This window comes from Ectorhizobium quercum (assembly GCF_026552795.1).
In the GTDB taxonomy this organism is placed as follows: domain Bacteria; phylum Pseudomonadota; class Alphaproteobacteria; order Rhizobiales; family Rhizobiaceae; genus Ectorhizobium; species Ectorhizobium quercum.
Map to the genome: position 1 here is coordinate 294,094 of NZ_JANFPI010000002.1, position 16,392 is coordinate 310,485.

Here is a 16,392-nt window from a genome sequence, read left to right on the forward strand (position 1 = left end):
TTGGCGCGAATTTTGTTGTTTTCCGTCTTGAGTGCGAAACGGGAAAGAGTAATGTTTACCAACCGGTCAAATTATCCGCCAAAGGCGAAACGATGACAAGCCGCCCTTTTGCGGCGGCCTTCCTTTCCCGTTCGGCGTGGCCGGAAAATGGGCCTGCGGCGGCAGGGCACGTGCCTTGTATCCCCGTGACGGCCCACAAGAAAAGGGGAATGGAGACTATGGCTGCAAATCTGGCCGCACCGGGCGAAAATCTTCGCATCAACGGCGATCGCCTGTGGGATTCACTGATGGACATGGCGAAGATCGGCCCCGGCATTGCCGGCGGCAACAACCGCCAGACCCTGACCGACGCCGATGCCGAGGGCCGAAGCACCTTCAAGAGCTGGTGCGACGCCGCCGGCCTGACGACCGGGGTGGACAAAATGGGCACCATGTTCGCGACCCGTCCGGGCACCGATCCGGACGCGCTTCCGGTCTATGTCGGCAGCCATCTCGACACCCAGCCGACCGGCGGCAAGTTCGACGGCGTGCTCGGCGTGCTTGCCGCGCTGGAAGTCGTCCGCACCATGAACGACCTCGGCATCGAAACGAAGCACCCGGTCGTCGTGACGAACTGGGCGAACGAGGAAGGCGCGCGCTTCGCCCCGGCCATGCTCGCCTCCGGCGTCTTCGCCGGCATCCACACGCTGGACTACGCCTATGCCCGCAAGGACCCCGAGGGCAAGACCTATGGCGACGAACTGAAGCGCATCGGCTGGCTCGGCGACGAGGAGGTCGGCGCGCGCAAGATGCACGCCTATTTCGAATATCACATCGAACAGGGCCCCATTCTCGAAGCCGAGGAAAAGCAGATCGGCGTCGTGACCCACTGTCAGGGCCTGTGGTGGCTGGAATTCACACTGACGGGCAAGGAGGCGCATACCGGCTCCACGCCCATGAACCTGCGCGTCAATGCCGGCCTCGCCTTCGCCCGCATTCTCGAACTGGTGCAGGAGGTTGCGATGGGCGAGCAGCCGGGCGCGGTCGGCGGCGTTGGTCAGGCGTTCTTCTCGCCGAACTCGCGCAACGTTCTGCCCGGCACGGTCACGTTCACGGTCGACATCCGCACGCCGGACCAGGAGAAGCTCGACCGCATGCGCGCGAAGATCGAGGCGGGCGCCGCCGAAATCTGCGAAAAGCTCGACGTCGGCTGTTCCGTGGAGGCCGTCGGCCATTTCGATCCGGTCACGTTCAACCCGGTGCTGGTCTCCCGCGTCCGCTCGGCCGCGGAAAAGCTCGGCTACAGCCACATGGACATCATCTCCGGCGCCGGCCACGATGCCTGCTGGGCCGCAAGGGTCGCCCCCGCCACGATGATCATGTGCCCCTGCGTCGACGGCCTCTCCCATAACGAGGCGGAGGAGATTTCGAAGGAATGGGCCGCCGCCGGCGCCGACGTGCTGTTCCACGCGGTCGTCGAGACGGCGGAGATCGTCGAGTGAGCCCAGTGCGAGCGGCGAGCGGCCCCCTCATCCGACCCTTCGGGCCACCTTCTCCCCCTCGGGGAGAAGGGACGTTCCACCGCACCGAAGTCGAAAACAGATCGGTCTGTCTTCCCTTCTCCCCGAGGGGGAGAAGGTGCCGGCAGGCGGATGAGGGGGCCGCGCCCAAGATGAATCACAACCCCGCCAGGCGTCGCCCCGGCAAGACCGCGCAGGCCCGCAAACTCCGCAAGACCGAAACCGAGGAAGAAACCTTCCTCTGGAGCGACCTGCGCAACCGCCGCCTGAACGGCCATAAGTTCACCCGGCAGGTGCCGCTTGGGCCTTACGTCGTGGATTCTCTCTGTCGTGAGCAAAGACTAATCGTCGAGGTGGACGGTTTCCAGCATGCTGGAAATCTATCGGACGACTTCCGCACAAGCTGGCTGAACCGCCAAGGCTATTCGGTCCTGCGCTTCTGGAACCACGAAATCACCCGCGAGCGGGCGGCGGTCCTCGAGACCATCCTTGCAACGCTCGAGGGCCGGATGAGCGAGGCGTGTGACATCGCGCGTTTCCACCCGGCCCTCACCGACACAATCGAACATAACAGGGAACGGCAATCATGAGCACAGTCATCAAGGGCGGCACCGTCGTTACCGCCGACCTCACCTACAAGGCGGATGTGAAGATCGAGGGGGGCAGGATCGTCGAGATCGGCCCCGACCTTTCCGGCGAGGAAATCCTCGACGCTGCGGGCTGCTATGTCATGCCGGGCGGCATCGACCCGCACGTCCATCTCGAAATGCCCTTCATGGGCACCTATTCGGCCGACGATTTCGAAAGCGGCACGCGCGCCGGCCTCGTTGGCGGCACGACGATGGTGGTGGATTTCTGTCTGCCCGATCCGGGCCAGTCGCTGCTCGACGCGCTGAAGCGCTGGGACAACAAGGCGACCCGGGCGAACGCCGACTATTCGTTCCACATGGCGATCACCTGGTGGGACAAGCAGGTCTTCGAGGAAATGGCCACCGTCGCGCTTGAAAAGGGCATCAACTCGTTCAAGCACTTCATGGCCTACAAGGGCGCGCTGATGGTGAACGACGACGAGATGTTCGCGTCCTTCTCGCGCTGCGCCGAGCTCGGCGCCATCCCCTTCGTGCATGCGGAAAACGGCGATATCGTCGCCTCCATGCAGGAAAAGCTGATGGCCGCCGGCAATACCGGCCCGGAAGCGCATGCCTATTCCCGACCGCCGGAAGTGGAAGGCGAGGCGACCAACCGCGCCATCACCATCGCCGACATGGCCGGATGCCCGGTCTATATCGTCCATACCTCATGTGAACAGTCGCACGAGGCGATCCGCCGCGCCCGTCAGAAGGGCATCCGCGTCTACGGCGAGCCGCTGATCCAGCACCTGCTGCTCGACGAAAGCGAATACGCCAACCCGGACTGGGACCATGCCGCCGCCCGCGTCATGTCGCCGCCCTTCCGCAACAAACAGCATCAGGACAGCCTGTGGGCCGGACTTCAGGCCGGTTCGCTCTCCTGCGTGGCGACCGACCATTGCTCCTTCACGGTGGAACAGAAGCGCTACGGCCTCGGCGATTTCCGCAAGATCCCCAACGGCACCGGCGGCCTTGAGGACCGCCTGCCGCTTCTGTGGACCTATGGCGTCAACACCGGTCGCCTGACGCCGAACGAATTCGTTGCCGTCACTTCCACCAACATCGCCAAGATCCTCAACATCTATCCGAGGAAGGGCGCGATCATGGTCGGCGCCGATGCCGATATCGTCGTCTGGGACCCGCAGCGCGAGAAGACGATTTCCGCGAAAACCCAGCAATCGCCGGTCGAATACAACGTCTTCGAAGGCAAGCAGGTGAAGGGCCTGCCGCGCTTCACGCTGACGCGCGGCTATGTCGCCGTGGAGGAAGGCGCGGTGAAGACGAAGGAAGGCCACGGCCAGTTCGTCGCCCGCGATCCGATGGGGCCGGTCAACAAGGCGCTCTCGACGTGGAAGGATCTGGTCGCCCCCCGCAAGGTCGAACGCACCGGCATTCCGGCCTCGGGCGTGTGATGCAGGCAGGGCCTGTCATCACAATCGCCGCCGCGGCATTTCTCGACCGCGACGGCCGCACTCTCCTTGTGCGCAAGCGAGGCTCGCCGTTCTTCATGCAGCCTGGCGGCAAGATCGACGCGGGCGAGACGCCGCGTGAGGCGCTGGTGCGCGAATTGCGCGAGGAACTCGACCTTGAGGTGGATGCCGGCGACTTCGCCTATGCCGGCCTGTTCTCGGAGGAAGCGGCCAACGAGCCGGATACGATGGTGAAGGCGCATGTCTTCGTCAGCTTTCGCCCGGTGGAGGCCAGGGCGCTCGCCGAGATCGAGGAAGCGCGCTGGTTCCCGCTGCAAGGCGAACCGGACGCCGCCTTTGCGCGGCTGACCGAAAACCATATCCTGCCGCTGGCCCGCCGGGCGCTTGCGGAAGGACGATACCGATGAAAGACGTTCCATGAGTGAGAATTTCGCAGTCGTGCGTGCCCGCAACCTGGGCCTGACGTTCCAGACCGGCGACGGGCCCGTGCATGCCCTTTCCAATGTCGACCTCGAAGTCGGCAAGGGCGATTTCGTGTCCTTCATCGGCCCGTCCGGCTGCGGAAAGACGACGTTTCTGCGCGTCATCGCCGATCTGGAGCGGCACACCTCCGGCACCATCGAGGTGAACGGCACGACGCCGGAAATCGCCCGCAAGGACCGCGCTTACGGCTATGTCTTCCAGGCGGCGGCGCTTTTTCCCTGGCGCACCATCGAGGACAATATCGCCCTGCCGCTGGAAATCATGGGCTTCAGCAGGCAGCAGCAGAAGGAACGCATCGAACGCACGCTGGATCTCGTCAGCCTCGACGGCTTCGGCAAGAAGTATCCCTGGCAGCTTTCCGGCGGCATGCAGCAGCGCGCCTCCATCGCCCGGGCGCTCGCCTTCGATGCCGACCTGCTTTTGATGGACGAGCCCTTCGGCGCGCTGGACGAGATCGTCCGCGACCATCTCAATGAACAGCTCCTGAAACTCTGGGACCGCACGAACAAGACGATCTGTTTCGTCACCCACTCCATTCCGGAAGCCGTCTATCTCTCCACGAAGATCGTGGTCATGAGCCCGCGTCCCGGCCGGGTGACGGACATCATCGACTGTCGCCTGCCGCGCGAGCGGCCGCTGGACATCCGCGAAACCCCCGAATTTCTCGAAATCGCCCACCGCGTCCGCGAGGGCCTGAAGGCGGGGCACAGCTATGAGCAGTGAGTGGACGGCGCGTCAGACAAGAACCCCTCCCCAACCCCTCCCCACAAGGCGGAGGGGCTTGCCTGCCGCGCTCCAGCGGTTTTCGCGTGGCAAGGCATCGCCACGAATCGTCTCCCCCCTTGTGGGGGAGATGGCCGGCAGGCCAGAGGGGGTATTCGCGCCGAGACGAACCGTTCGGAAAGATCGCTCTATGGCCCACTCCAACATCGATCCGAGACCCCGCCACCGTGCCAGGACGCTCCGGCGCGAGATGACAAAAGCGGAGCGTATCATGTGGGATATCCTCCGCGATTTTCGCCCGCGCGGCGCTCGTTTTCGCCGCGAGGCACCCATCGGCCCCTATATCGCCGATTTTGTATGGCTCGCCGCGCGCATCGTCGTGGAAGTCGACGGCCACAGCCATGAAACGGACGACGGCAAAATCCATGACCGTCGACGCGACGCATGGCTCACCGGCGAAGGCTTCACCGTCATCCGTTTTGACAACGATCAGGTGATCGACAATCCCGACCATGTCGCCATCACACTCGAAAGCAGAATCCTGCCTTTTCTGAAACCGGAGGCCGGGTCATGAGAGCTGCCTCCTTCCTTCACGACCGCCTCCTGCCCGTCCTCACCGTGCTGGTCTTCATCGTGGCGGTCTGGTATTGCGCCGCCGTCTGGCTGAATGCCCCCTTCGTGCGCGATCAGGCGGCCCGTGCCGGAACCGCCGTGACGTTCGCGGACATCCTGCCGCAGACGATGGCGCAGGACCGCCCCGTCCTTCCCGCGCCGCACCAGATCGTCGCCGAGCTGTGGAAGACGACCGCCATGATGCCGGTCACGTCGCGGCGCAGCCTGGTCTATCATGCCTGGATCACCCTTTCGGCAACGCTGTCCGGCTTCGCGATCGGCACCGCCCTTGGCATCCTGCTGGCCGTCGGCATCGTCCACAACCGGGCGATGGACAAGTCGCTGATGCCCTGGATCATCGCCAGCCAGACGATCCCGATCCTTGCCGTCGCGCCGATGATCATCGTCGTGCTGAACGCCATCGGCATTTCCGGCCTGCTGCCGAAGGCGCTGATCTCGGCCTATCTGTCCTTCTTCCCGGTCGTCGTCGGCATGGTGAAGGGGCTTCGCAGCCCGGACCGGCTGCTTCTCGACCTGATGCGCACCTATGGCGCAAGCCCGGGCCAGCTTTTCTGGAAGCTGCGCTGGCCGGCGTCGCTGCCGTATCTCTTCACCTCGCTGAAGGTCGCCGTCGCCATCGCGCTGGTCGGCGCCATCGTCGGGGAACTGCCGACCGGGGCCGTCGCCGGCCTCGGCGCGCGCCTTCTGTCCGGCTCCTATTACGGCCAGACGATCCAGATCTGGTCGGCCCTGTTCATGGCCGCCACCGTCGCCGCCCTGCTGGTGGCGACGGTCGGCGGTGCCCACAGGCTCGTCCTGAAGCGGATGGGGGAGCGTCCATGAACGCCTGGCTTCTTTTCGCGCTCGTCTACTGGGTGCTCGCCTGGACCTTCAACGAGGCGCTGGTGCGCGTCAAATTCGAAAGCGCGGCGGCGACCAGGGCCGCGAACTTCGTCGTGCCGCTGGTCTTCGGCATCACCCTGCTCGTGCTGTGGGAATGTCTCGTCAGGGGTTTCCAGATCCCGTCGATCCTGCTGCCCGCCCCGTCCGCAATCTGGACGCGGATCACCGGCTCGGTCCCGACGCTCTGGGCAGATTTCAGGCAGACCTTCCTGAAATCCGTGCTGACGGGTTATGTGCTGGGCTGCGGCCTCGGCTTCCTGACGGCGCTCGCCATAGACCGCTCGCCCTTCCTCCAGAAGGGCCTGCTGCCCATCGGCAATTTCGTCTCGGCCCTGCCGGTGGTCGGCGTCGCGCCGATCATGGTTATGTGGTTCGGCTTCGACTGGCCCTCCAAGGTCGCCGTCGTCGTCATCATGACCTTCTTCCCCATGCTGGTGAACACCGTGCAGGGGCTGGCCGCCGCCGGCCACATGGAGAAGGACCTGATGCGCACCTATGCGTCCGGCTGGGGCCAGTCGCTCGTCAAGCTGCGGCTGCCTGCCGCCATGCCCTTCATCTTCAACGCGCTGAAGATCAACTCGACGCTCGCGCTGATCGGTGCCATCGTGGCCGAATTCTTCGGCACGCCGATCGTCGGCATGGGCTTTCGCATCTCCACGGAAGTGGGGCGGGCGAATGCCGACATGGTCTGGGCCGAGATCGCGGTCGCCGCGGTCGCAGGCTCGGCCTTCTACGGACTGGTGGCGCTCGCCGAGCGGGCCGTCACCTTCTGGCATCCGTCTGTCCGTGGTGGACAGACCTGAACCCAAAGGCAAAACAAGAGGGAAACAGCATATGAAGAATATGATCGCGCTCCTGATGATGGCGACGGCCCTGCCGTTGATGGCCAGCAAGGCGGAGGCCGCCGACAAGGTGACGCTCCAGCTCAAATGGGTCACGCAGGCCCAGTTCGCCGGCTACTACGTCGCCAAGGACAAGGGCTTTTATGAAGAGGAAGGCCTCGACGTCGAGATCAAGCCCGGCGGCCCCGACATCGCCCCGGCCCAGGTGATCGCCGGCGGCGGCGCCGACGTCATCATCGACTGGATGCCTTCCGCGCTCGCCGTGCGGGAAAAGGGCACGCCGCTCGTCAACATCGCCCAGCCGTTCAAGTCGTCCGGCATGATGCTGACGTGTCTGAAGGAAACCGGCATCACCACGCCGGAGGATTTCAAGGGCAAGACGCTCGGCGTCTGGTTCTTCGGCAACGAATATCCGTTCCTGTCGTGGATGGCCCACCTGAACATCCCGACGACCGGTGGCGCCGACGGCGTGACCGTCCTGAAGCAGGGCTTCAACGTCGATCCGCTGCTCCAGAAGCAGGCCGCCTGCATCTCCACCATGACCTATAACGAATACTGGCAGGTCATCGATGCGGGCATCGCGCCGGACGACCTCGTGACCTTCAAGTACGAGGACGAAGGCGTCGCCACGCTGGAGGACGGCCTCTACGTTCTGGAGGACAAGCTCGAGGACCCGGCCTTCAAGGAAAGGATGGTCAAGTTCGTCCGCGCCTCCATGAAGGGCTGGAAATGGGCCGAGGAAAACCCGGATGACGCCGCCGGCATCGTCCTCGAAAACGACGCCTCCGGCGCCCAGACCGAAGCTCACCAGAAGCGCATGATGGGCGAAGTGGCCAAGCTCACCGCCGGTTCCGCCGGCGCGCTCGACCCGGCCGATTACGAGCGTACCGTCAAGACATTGCTCGGCGGCGGCTCCGATCCGGTCATCACCAAGGAACCGGAAGGCGCCTACACGCTGGACATCACCGACGAGGCGCTGAAATAGTCCTGTCGAAGCCGATGGGCGAAAAACGACGCGCGGCCCCGCGAGGGCCGCGCGTTTTTCCATTTGGGGTTTCTTTCAAAGCATTTTCACCTGTGGAACAGTTGCGCCGTCTTTTATGGCCGGTCGCCGAAGTGGCTTCGAAAATAGACGAGGGTGTCCGACGTAAAAACGCCTGTCTTGAGGGATATGCTCTGGCGGTTCGGCATCGCCGTTCCTATCTGAGACAATTCCGGGAAAGGCGGGCGACGGCTTTTCCCGCGAAATGTGAAAAAAACGAAGAGACGCAGCGTTTCCGCGACCCGGCAGAAGTGGAAAGGCCCCGAACCTGCCGACATGGAATGCCGGAAGGCAAGAGACCGACGGATTGACATGATGATCGTGAGACGCTCCACGCCCTGCGAAACCTCAAAGCATTTCCGCTTTTTCCCGAATCGCGAAGAAGCGCCACGCTCCGGCGTTCACGCCATTGCGGACGCCAGGCCGCGCCGCACTTTCGCTGGAATTGTCTTGGCCGTTCTCCACCTCGCATTGCTGGTGCCGCAGGCAGCATCCGCGCAGGACGCACCGGCGCAGATGCTGCCGGCCATCGTCGTCACCGAAGTGGCGCAGCGACAGCTTGTCGACCGCATCGTCGCCACCGGCACGATCCGGCCCGTCGACGAGGTCTATCTCCAGCCGCAGGTCGAAGGCCTCCAGACCCGGACGGTCAACGCCGATGTCGGCGACCGGGTGCAGGAAGGCGACATCCTCGCCGTCCTCAACGAGGACAGCCTGATCCTGCAAAAAAGCCAGCTCGAAGCGACGCGCGCCAAGGCGGAGGCCAGTCTTGCCCAGCTCACGGCGCAGCTCGTCGACACCACGGCCAGCGCCGAGGACGCGGAACGCCAGCGCGCGCGCACCGTCGCACTTCGGGCGAACGGCACCGTCTCCACCTCGCAGGTGGAACAGGCAGAAACCGCCGCCACCGGCGCCAAGGCGCGCCTGAGGGCCGCCGAACAGGCGATCGCCGTCGCCGAAGCCGAGTTGAAGGTGATCGATGCGCAGATGTCCGATATCGACCTGAGGCTTGCCCGCACCGAGATCAGGGCGCCTGCCTCCGGCACGGTATCGGCACGCACCGCCAAGGTCGGCGCCATCGCCGCGGCCAGCGGCCAGCCGATGTTCACGCTCATCCGCGACGGTCAGATCGAACTGGTGGCCGACGTCACCGAAAGCGACATTCTCAGGATCACCCCGGGCCTCAAGGCCTCGATCCGCGTTGCCGGCAGCAACCGGGTGCTGACGGGCGCCGTCCGCCTCGTGTCGCCGACCGTGGACCCGGTGACGCGCCTCGGCTCCGTCCACATCGCCATCGACGAGGACGACCGGGCCCGCGCCGGCATGTATGCCAGCGCCGACATCGTGCTCGCCGAGGCAAGCGGGCTTGCCGTGCCGCTTTCGGCCATCACCGTCACCCGCGACGGCGCGACCGTTCGCCTCGTCCGCGACGGCGTGGTGCATCAGGTCGAGATCGCGACCGGCATTCAGGACGGCGGCTATGTCGAGGTCCTGGAAGGCCTCGATGCGGGCGCCGAGGTGGTGGCCAAGGCCGGCGCCTTCGTGCGCGAGGGCGACCGCGTGGCACCCGTCCGGCAGGCTTCTGCCGGCCCGGTCGATTGATGGAGTAGGAACAGATGAACTTCTCCGCCTGGTCGATCCGGAATCCGATCGCGCCGCTGCTTCTGTTCTTCCTGCTGATGTATGTCGGCGTGAAGTCCTTCTACAGCCTGCCGATCACCCGCTTTCCGAATATCGACCTGCCGGTCATCTCCGTCGTCGTCACCCAGAGCGGTGCCTCGCCGGCCGAGCTGGAAATGCAGGTCACGAAGGAGGTGGAGGACGCCGTGGCCTCGCTGACCGGCGTCGACGAAATCCAGTCCACCGTCACCGACGGCCAGTCCCAGACGGCCATCATCTTCCGCATGGAGGTGAAGACCGAGGAGGCCCTTCAGGACGTGAAGGATGCGATCGACCGCATCCGTTCCAGCCTGCCCGCCACCGTAGACGAGCCCATCGTCTCCAAGATCGACGTCGAGGGGCAGGCGATCCTGAGCTATGCCGTCTCGGCGCCCGGCATGACGCTGGAAGAACTGTCCTGGTTCGTCGACGACACGGTCAAGCGCGCCCTTCAGGGCCAGCCCGGCATCGGCCGCATCGACCGCTACGGCGGCGCCGACCGCGAAATCCGCGTCGAGATGAACCCCGACAAGCTGAACGCCTACGGCATTTCGGCGGCGGACGTGAATGCGCAGCTTCGCGGCATCAACGCCGACCTGGGGTCGGGCCGCGGCCAGGTGGCCGGCGCCGAGCAGGCCATCCGCACGCTGGGCGACGCCCGCAATGTCGCCGATCTCGCCGGCACGACCATATCGATCGGCGACGGCCGCTTCGTGAAGCTTTCCGAACTCGGCACCATCACCGACACCTATGAGGAGCCCGTCTCCTTCTCCCGCTTCAACGGCCAGCCGGTCGTCACCTTCGCGGTCTTCCGCTCCAAGGGGGCGAGCGAGGTGACGGTGGCGGAAACCGTCACCGGCATTCTCGACACGCTGTCCGCCGAACACCGGAACGTTTCCATCGAGAAGGTGGACGACGCCGTCTATTTCACCTACGGCAATTACGAGGCGGCGATGCACACGCTGATGGAGGGCGCGCTGCTCGCCGTCGTCGTCGTCTTCCTCTTTCTGCGCAACTGGCGCGCCACGCTGATCGCCGCCGTGGCCCTGCCGCTCTCCGCGGTCCCGACGCTGTGGATCATGGAGATCATGGGCTTCTCGCTCAATCTCGTCAGCTTCCTCGCCCTGACGCTGGCGACCGGGATTCTCGTCGACGACGCCATCGTCGAGGTCGAGAACATCGCCCGCCACATCAAGATGGGCAAGACGCCCTATCGCGCCGCGCTCGATGCCGCCGACGAGATCGGCCTTGCGGTGATCGCCACCTCCTTCACCATCATCGCCGTGTTCGTGCCGGTCTCGTTCATGCCCGGCATTCCGGGCCAGTATTTCATCCAGTTCGGGCTGACGGTCGCCTTTTCCGTCTTCTTCTCGCTGGTGGTGGCGCGCCTGATAACGCCGCTGATGGCCGCCTATCTGATGCGGCCCGAAGACGGCATGGAAGACCACGAGGACAATGACGGCACCATCCTGTCGGCCTATACCCGGCTGATCCGCACGACCACGCGCTGGCGCTACACCACGCTGCTCGGCGCCGTCGGCTTTCTGGTCGGCTCGCTTTACGTGCTCATGCAGGTGCCGGGCAGCTTCATGCCGCCGGAGGATGCCGGCCGCATCGTCCTGTCCGTCGAACTGCCGCCCAACGCCTCGCTGGACGACACCAGCCGCGCGACCGACGAGCTTTACACCCGGCTGCATGACATCGAGGGGGTGGAAAACGTCTTCGTGCTCGGCGGCGCATCGCCCAAGGGCGACCTGGAACTGCGCCGCGCCTCCGTGACGCTCAACCTGGAGAAGATCGACCACTCCCTCGTCAAGACGCTGGTCAACAAGGGGCTGGGCGGCCTGCCGCTGATCGGCCCCTGGCTGCCGAAGATCGAGGACAAGGGCCGCATCCGCCCGCAATGGGACATCGAGCAGGATGTCTTCGCCCGCGTCCGCGACATTCCCGACGTGCGCGTGCTGCGGCTGAACGACCGCGCCGAGCGCGACATCACCTTCAACTTCCTGGGCAATGACAACGAGGCGCTGAACGAGGCCGTCGGCATCCTTGAAGCGAAGCTGCGCGCCGAGCCGCTGCTGGCCAATGTCAGCGCCGATGGCGCCCTGCCCCGCCCGGAACTCCAGATCCGTCCTCGCAAGGACGAGGCCGCGCGCCTCGGCATCACGCCGAGCCTGATCGCGGAGACGGTGCGCGTCGCCACCATCGGCGACACCGACGTGGCGCTGGCCAAGATCGCCCTCGACGGCCGCCTGATTCCGATCCGCGTTCAGGCGTCGCTCGACCTGCGCCGCGACCTCGCCGCCATCCGGGCGCTGAAGATCGCCACATCCGGCGGGGCTCTGGTTCCGCTGTCGACCGTCGCCGATATCGACTATTCCGAGGGCGTCAGCTCCATCAAGCGCAACGACCGCGCCCGCGTCGTCTCCATCGGCTCCGACCTGCGGCAGGATGTGGCGCTCGACAGCGCGACCGCCGCCTTCAGGACCGTTGTGGAGCAGGCCGGCCTGCCACAAGGTGTCCGCATCGCCGAAAGCGGCGACGCCAAGATCCAGGCCGAAATGCAGCAGAGCTTCGGCAACGCCATGCTGATGGGCCTGCTGCTGGTGCTGGTGGTGCTGATCCTCCTGTTCAAGGACGTCATCCAGCCCTTCACCATCCTGCTTTCGCTGCCGCTGGCCATCGGCGGCGTCGCCGCCGCACTCATCATCACCCAATCGGCGCTGTCCATGCCGGTGCTGATCGGCATCCTGATGCTGATGGGGATCGTCACCAAGAACGCCATCCTGCTCGTCGATTTCGCCATCGAGATGATCCGCGGCGGCCTGGAGCGCAATGCCGCCCTTGTCGAGGCGGGCCGCAAGCGCGCCCGCCCCATCGTCATGACCTCCATCGCCATGTCTGCCGGCATGCTGCCCTCCGCGCTCGGCGTCGGCGAAGGCGGCTCCTTCCGCTCGCCGATGGCGATCGCGGTGATCGGCGGCATCATCGTCTCGACGGTGCTCAGCCTCGTCGTCGTGCCCTCGTTCTTCCTGATCATGGACGACCTGTCGCGCCTTCTCGGCCGGCTGTTCTCCCGCTTCGTCGGCCCCCGGGAGCCGGACGACGAGGTGCTGCCCCCGGAAGAACTGACCGCGCTTGCCCGCAGCAACAGCGAGAAGCTCGACGCGCTCACCGCCCGCGTGGAGGCCGTGGCATCGGGCACCGGCGCGGGCCGCAAGCCGAATCCGCCGCTTGCCCCCAACGCCGCCGAATAGGCACGGCCGGCGATTGACGGCCATATTTCCGCCCGCCGCCCCGCCGGGCGGGCGGCAATTTTTCTCCAGACACGTTGATCGAAATCAAATGCGTTGCCCCTGCGCTTGCGTAAGGTCGTCGCTGCCGAAAGTGAAGTGATCGATACGCCCTCATGGTTGCAGTCGGTGCCTGTCGGATGCGAGCGATGAACTCGCCTTTGCAGGCACGATGACCGGGAAGAGGACAGGAATTTCCCCTGCCGCCCGGGCCGTCAACCGCGGAAGTCCCGGCTTCCGGAAAGCGGAATCGTTACACTTCAGAGCCGACATTGAAAGCATGACGCGCGCCGCACAGGCCGGCGGCATGTCGAAGGGATCGGACGCGGGTGGTCGGGGAGCTATGAATACAGTGAACAAGAGCCTCAAACTGAACACACGGGACAGAAATATATTGGTGAAGACGCCGTTTCTCGCCAATCTGGGCAGCCATACGCTGAACCGGATGCTTGAGATCGTGACCGTCAGCGGCTTCGAGGCGCGCGACATCCTGTTCCGCGAAGGCGAAGCCGCCGAGTATTTCTATTGCGTGCTGAGCGGCTATGTCCGCCTGTACCGCCTGAACAAGGACGGACGCGAGGCGGACATCCGCGTTTGCGGTCCCGGCGATACGGTGGCCGAATGCCTGCTCTACAAGGGCGACACCTATCGCTACAACGCGCAGGCCGCCGAGCCCGTCACCCTCGCCCGCTTCGAGCTTCAAAAGGTGCGCGAGATGGCCGAGCGCGAACAGGACGTGGCCAAGGCCGTGATCGAATGCCTCTCGACCCATCTCATGAGCACGATGGATTGCGTGGCGAACGACCGGCTCCAGACCGCGCCGCAGCGGGTCGCCCATTACCTGCTCGACCAGTGTGGCTCCGAAGAATGCGCCTCGGCCTCGATCCGCCTGCCCTTCCAGAAAAGCCTTCTGGCGGGCAAGCTGGGCCTTGCGCCAGAAGCCCTTTCGCGCGCCTTCTCCTCGCTGCGCCGCGCCGGCGTGACGGTGCGCGGCCGCGTGATCCAGATCAGCGACGTGAGCGCGCTCAAGCAGATCTGAAGGGTCTGGCGTATTGCAGGACGACGGGAGGAAACAAGGCCGGGGCGCAATGTACGCCCCGGCCTTTTCCATTTCTCACACGGGAACGAAGCGGAAGGTCTCGCCCGCCGGCTCGACCCGGACGAAACCGGAGACATGGCCGCCGGACGCGCTCCATCCTTCCCGGGCCGCCCGCCGGAGAATGGCGCGGCGGCTGTGTGCGCCAAGCGCTGCATCCGCATCGTAGATGAAGCAGATATCGGGATCGGCAAGCTGGAGGTCCGGCGTGTGGAACAGGTCGCCCCACAGCACGAGCCGTTCCGGCCCCGTGCCGACCAGATAGCCGCTATGGCCCGGCGTGTGGCCCGGCATGGCGATGGCCTCGATTTCCGGCAGGACCGGCCCCTCGCCGATCCGCGTCACGCGGTCGCCGTAAAGGTCCAGAAGCCGGGCGGCGATGTCGAAACCGCCGCGGCGGATGGCGGGAACGGTCTCCTTCGCCGCAAGATCCGTGAAGAAGGCGAGATCGACGGCGGGGACGAAGATCTCCGCCTCCGGAAAGAATGGCTCCGTCTCCTCGAACAGGCCGAGCGCATGGTCGCCGTGCAGATGGGTGAGAAGCACGCGGCGCACATCGGCGGGGGCGATGCCCGCCTGCGCCATCGCTGTCCGGCCATGCCCGAGGCCGGGGCCCCAGAACGGCCCGGTTCCGGCATCGACCAGCATCAGCCCGTCCGGCCCCGCCAGCGCGAAGAAATTGACGTCCATGTCGACCGTCGGCCGGCCCCAGGCCTCCACCGCCGCGTCGCGCCGCGCGTCGCTCTGCGCATGCGCCAGATGCGCGACCGGCGCCTTGTAGACACCGTCGATGAAGATCGTCACGTCATAGGCGCCGAAGCGGCGGGAAACGGTCATGGCTCAGCCCTCGCAGATCAGCATGAAACCGGCGGCCTCACAACCCGCCGTTCAACTTGAGAAAATCGACGATATCGGCAACGCCATCGCCCTGCTTCAGGTCCGTGAAGACGAAGGGCATCGCCGCCCGCTGCTTCGACGCGTCGCGCTCCATGACGGAGAGATCGGCGCCGACATAGGGCGCGAGGTCCTTCTTGTTGATGACCAGAAGATCCGAGCGGGTGATGCCGGGCCCGCCCTTACGCGGAATTTCCTCGCCCTGGCAGACGGAAATCACGTAGATGGTGATATCGGCCAGATCGGGCGAGAAGGTCGCGGCCAGATTGTCGCCGCCCGACTCGATGAAGACCACGTCGAGATCGGGAATGCGCTCGTTGAGACCGGCGATCGCCTGAAGATTGATGGTCGCGTCCTCGCGGATCGCGGTATGCGGGCAGCCCCCCGTCTCGACGCCGACGATCCGGTCGGAGGAAAGCGCCTGCATGCGCACCAGCGCCTCCGCATCCTCCGTCGTGTAGATGTCATTGGTGACGACGGCCACCGACCACTCGTCGCGCATCGCCTTGCAGAGCTTTTCCGTCAACGCCGTCTTGCCGGAGCCGACCGGCCCGCCGATCCCGACGCGAAGAGGTCCGTTACCCGATTTCATGCTGTCTTCCTTTCTGTCCGGTCAGGACCTGAACAGGCGCGAATATTGCGTTTCATGGCGCATGGCCGCGATGTCGGCCCGGATGGCAGCCGAGCCGAGATCGTCCAGCGTCGATTCTCCCGCGCGGGCCGCAAGCCCGAGCAGCACAGGTTCGAGCCGCGCCAGGATCGCCACGCCGTCCGTCTGGCCGGCGACGCCGAGCCGAAGCCCGGCGGACACCAGTTGCGACGCCGCCGCATGCAGCCACCCGGCGAGCGCCGCGTCGAGCGCGATGCCGTTTATCCCCGCCACCGCCCCGACCGCCACCGGATAGGCCACGGCACTGCCGCGCGAATCGATGATCGGGCACGCCCATTGCGAGGCGGCGGCGAGAAAGGCCGTGCCCAGCGCCAGCGTTTCCTGATGCCGCTCCCGCGAACCGGCGAGCGCCTCGGCAAGCTCCACCGCTGCACCCAGCCCCTCGGCATTCCCGCATTGCCGCCAGGCCTCGGCAAACAGCACCGCATCGTTCCAGCCGGAACCGTGGGAAAGCATGGCCGCGATCCAGCCTTCCAGACCGGCGGCATCCTGCACCCAGCGATCGTGGACCGCCCGTTCAAGCCCGCCGGAATAGGCGAAGGCGCCGACCGGAAAGGCCGGCGAAAGCCACGTCAGAAGGCGCAGCAACGCCGCGCCCGCTTGCTGCCCGTCCATGC

The 16,392-nt window shown here is 65.5% G+C and carries 14 protein-coding genes and 1 pseudogene; 12 read left to right on the forward strand and 3 right to left on the reverse strand.

Annotation, left to right across the window (positions count from 1 at the left end):
• The first annotated feature begins 218 nt into the window (after positions 1-218).
• From NOF55_RS06100 to NOF55_RS06155, 12 genes and pseudogenes are all read left to right on the forward strand, one after another.
• Positions 219-1,481 carry a Zn-dependent hydrolase gene (locus NOF55_RS06100; protein ID WP_306410456.1) on the forward strand — a complete coding sequence of 421 codons (1,263 nt, stop codon included), beginning with the start codon at positions 219-221 and terminating at the stop codon, positions 1,479-1,481.
• Between the two features lie 21 nt (positions 1,482-1,502).
• Positions 1,503-2,089, forward strand: a pseudogene (locus NOF55_RS06105) (endonuclease domain-containing protein); the annotation flags it as partial.
• On the forward strand, positions 2,086-3,540 hold the full coding sequence (gene hydA, locus NOF55_RS06110) for a dihydropyrimidinase (protein ID WP_306410457.1): 1,455 nt from the start codon (positions 2,086-2,088) through the stop codon (positions 3,538-3,540). The pseudogene NOF55_RS06105 and the gene hydA, both read left to right, overlap by 4 nt.
• Positions 3,540-3,965, forward strand: coding sequence for an NUDIX hydrolase (locus tag NOF55_RS06115; protein ID WP_306410458.1), 426 nt, complete (start codon positions 3,540-3,542; stop codon positions 3,963-3,965). The genes hydA and NOF55_RS06115 overlap by 1 nt, the downstream gene beginning before the upstream one ends.
• 10 nt (positions 3,966-3,975) lie before the next feature.
• Positions 3,976-4,764 carry an ABC transporter ATP-binding protein gene (locus NOF55_RS06120; RefSeq protein WP_306410459.1) on the forward strand — a complete coding sequence of 263 codons (789 nt, stop codon included), beginning with the start codon at positions 3,976-3,978 and terminating at the stop codon, positions 4,762-4,764.
• 190 nt (positions 4,765-4,954) lie between these two features.
• Positions 4,955-5,338 (forward strand): endonuclease domain-containing protein, encoded by a 384-nt coding sequence (locus NOF55_RS06125; protein ID WP_306410460.1) that lies wholly within the window; start codon positions 4,955-4,957, stop codon positions 5,336-5,338.
• On the forward strand, positions 5,335-6,219 hold the full coding sequence (locus NOF55_RS06130) for an ABC transporter permease (RefSeq protein WP_306410461.1): 885 nt from the start codon (positions 5,335-5,337) through the stop codon (positions 6,217-6,219). Before NOF55_RS06125 ends, NOF55_RS06130 begins: the two co-directional genes overlap by 4 nt.
• The gene (locus tag NOF55_RS06135; RefSeq protein WP_306410462.1) at positions 6,216-7,082 is read left to right on the forward strand and encodes an ABC transporter permease; all 867 of its coding nucleotides are present in this window, start codon (positions 6,216-6,218) and stop codon (positions 7,080-7,082) included. Before NOF55_RS06130 ends, NOF55_RS06135 begins: the two co-directional genes overlap by 4 nt.
• A 31-nt stretch (positions 7,083-7,113) precedes the next feature.
• Positions 7,114-8,106 carry an ABC transporter substrate-binding protein gene (locus NOF55_RS06140; RefSeq protein WP_370868930.1) on the forward strand — a complete coding sequence of 331 codons (993 nt, stop codon included), beginning with the start codon at positions 7,114-7,116 and terminating at the stop codon, positions 8,104-8,106.
• Positions 8,107-8,613: 507 nt separating this feature from the next.
• Positions 8,614-9,765: an efflux RND transporter periplasmic adaptor subunit gene (locus NOF55_RS06145; RefSeq protein ID WP_306410463.1), complete on the forward strand. Its 1,152-nt coding sequence runs from the start codon at positions 8,614-8,616 to the stop codon at positions 9,763-9,765.
• A 14-nt stretch (positions 9,766-9,779) separates the two neighbouring features.
• Positions 9,780-13,079 (forward strand): efflux RND transporter permease subunit, encoded by a 3,300-nt coding sequence (locus NOF55_RS06150; protein WP_306410464.1) that lies wholly within the window; start codon positions 9,780-9,782, stop codon positions 13,077-13,079.
• 481 nt (positions 13,080-13,560) lie between these two features.
• Positions 13,561-14,154, forward strand: a complete 594-nt coding sequence (locus NOF55_RS06155; protein WP_370868954.1) for a Crp/Fnr family transcriptional regulator — start codon at positions 13,561-13,563, stop codon at positions 14,152-14,154.
• Between the two features lie 75 nt (positions 14,155-14,229).
• Here NOF55_RS06155 and aidB read toward each other — a convergent pair whose 3' ends face one another.
• From aidB to NOF55_RS06170, 3 genes are read right to left on the reverse strand one after another with little or no spacing between them, the layout of a single operon-like run.
• Entirely contained in the window at positions 14,230-15,048 is an 819-nt protein-coding gene (gene aidB, locus NOF55_RS06160; protein ID WP_306410466.1) for an AidB family quorum-quenching N-acyl homoserine lactonase, read from the reverse strand.
• A 37-nt stretch (positions 15,049-15,085) separates the two neighbouring features.
• On the reverse strand, positions 15,086-15,697 hold the full coding sequence (gene ureG / locus NOF55_RS06165) for an urease accessory protein UreG (RefSeq protein WP_306410467.1): 612 nt from the start codon (positions 15,695-15,697) through the stop codon (positions 15,086-15,088).
• 21 nt (positions 15,698-15,718) lie between these two features.
• Positions 15,719-16,390, reverse strand: a complete 672-nt coding sequence (locus NOF55_RS06170) for an urease accessory protein UreF (RefSeq protein WP_306410468.1) — start codon at positions 16,388-16,390, stop codon at positions 15,719-15,721.
• Positions 16,391-16,392: the final 2 nt, after the last annotated feature.

Bases quoted from the DNA above. Each gene is read 5' to 3' on its own strand.
- NOF55_RS06100 (WP_306410456.1), top strand. From the start codon at position 219: ATGGCTGCAAATCTGGCCGCACCGGGCGAAAATCTTCGCATCAACGGC.
- NOF55_RS06120 (WP_306410459.1), top strand. From the start codon at position 3,976: ATGAGTGAGAATTTCGCAGTCGTGCGTGCCCGCAACCTGGGCCTGACG.
- hydA (WP_306410457.1), top strand. From the start codon at position 2,086: ATGAGCACAGTCATCAAGGGCGGCACCGTCGTTACCGCCGACCTCACC.
- NOF55_RS06140 (WP_370868930.1), top strand. From the start codon at position 7,114: ATGAAGAATATGATCGCGCTCCTGATGATGGCGACGGCCCTGCCGTTG.
- NOF55_RS06170 (WP_306410468.1), bottom strand. From the start codon at position 16,390: ATGGACGGGCAGCAAGCGGGCGCGGCGTTGCTGCGCCTTCTGACGTGG.
- NOF55_RS06130 (WP_306410461.1), top strand. From the start codon at position 5,335: ATGAGAGCTGCCTCCTTCCTTCACGACCGCCTCCTGCCCGTCCTCACC.
- NOF55_RS06150 (WP_306410464.1), top strand. From the start codon at position 9,780: ATGAACTTCTCCGCCTGGTCGATCCGGAATCCGATCGCGCCGCTGCTT.
- NOF55_RS06125 (WP_306410460.1), top strand. From the start codon at position 4,955: ATGGCCCACTCCAACATCGATCCGAGACCCCGCCACCGTGCCAGGACG.
- NOF55_RS06135 (WP_306410462.1), top strand. From the start codon at position 6,216: ATGAACGCCTGGCTTCTTTTCGCGCTCGTCTACTGGGTGCTCGCCTGG.
- NOF55_RS06115 (WP_306410458.1), top strand. From the start codon at position 3,540: ATGCAGGCAGGGCCTGTCATCACAATCGCCGCCGCGGCATTTCTCGAC.
- NOF55_RS06155 (WP_370868954.1), top strand. From the start codon at position 13,561: ATGCTTGAGATCGTGACCGTCAGCGGCTTCGAGGCGCGCGACATCCTG.
- aidB (WP_306410466.1), bottom strand. From the start codon at position 15,048: ATGACCGTTTCCCGCCGCTTCGGCGCCTATGACGTGACGATCTTCATC.
- ureG (WP_306410467.1), bottom strand. From the start codon at position 15,697: ATGAAATCGGGTAACGGACCTCTTCGCGTCGGGATCGGCGGGCCGGTC.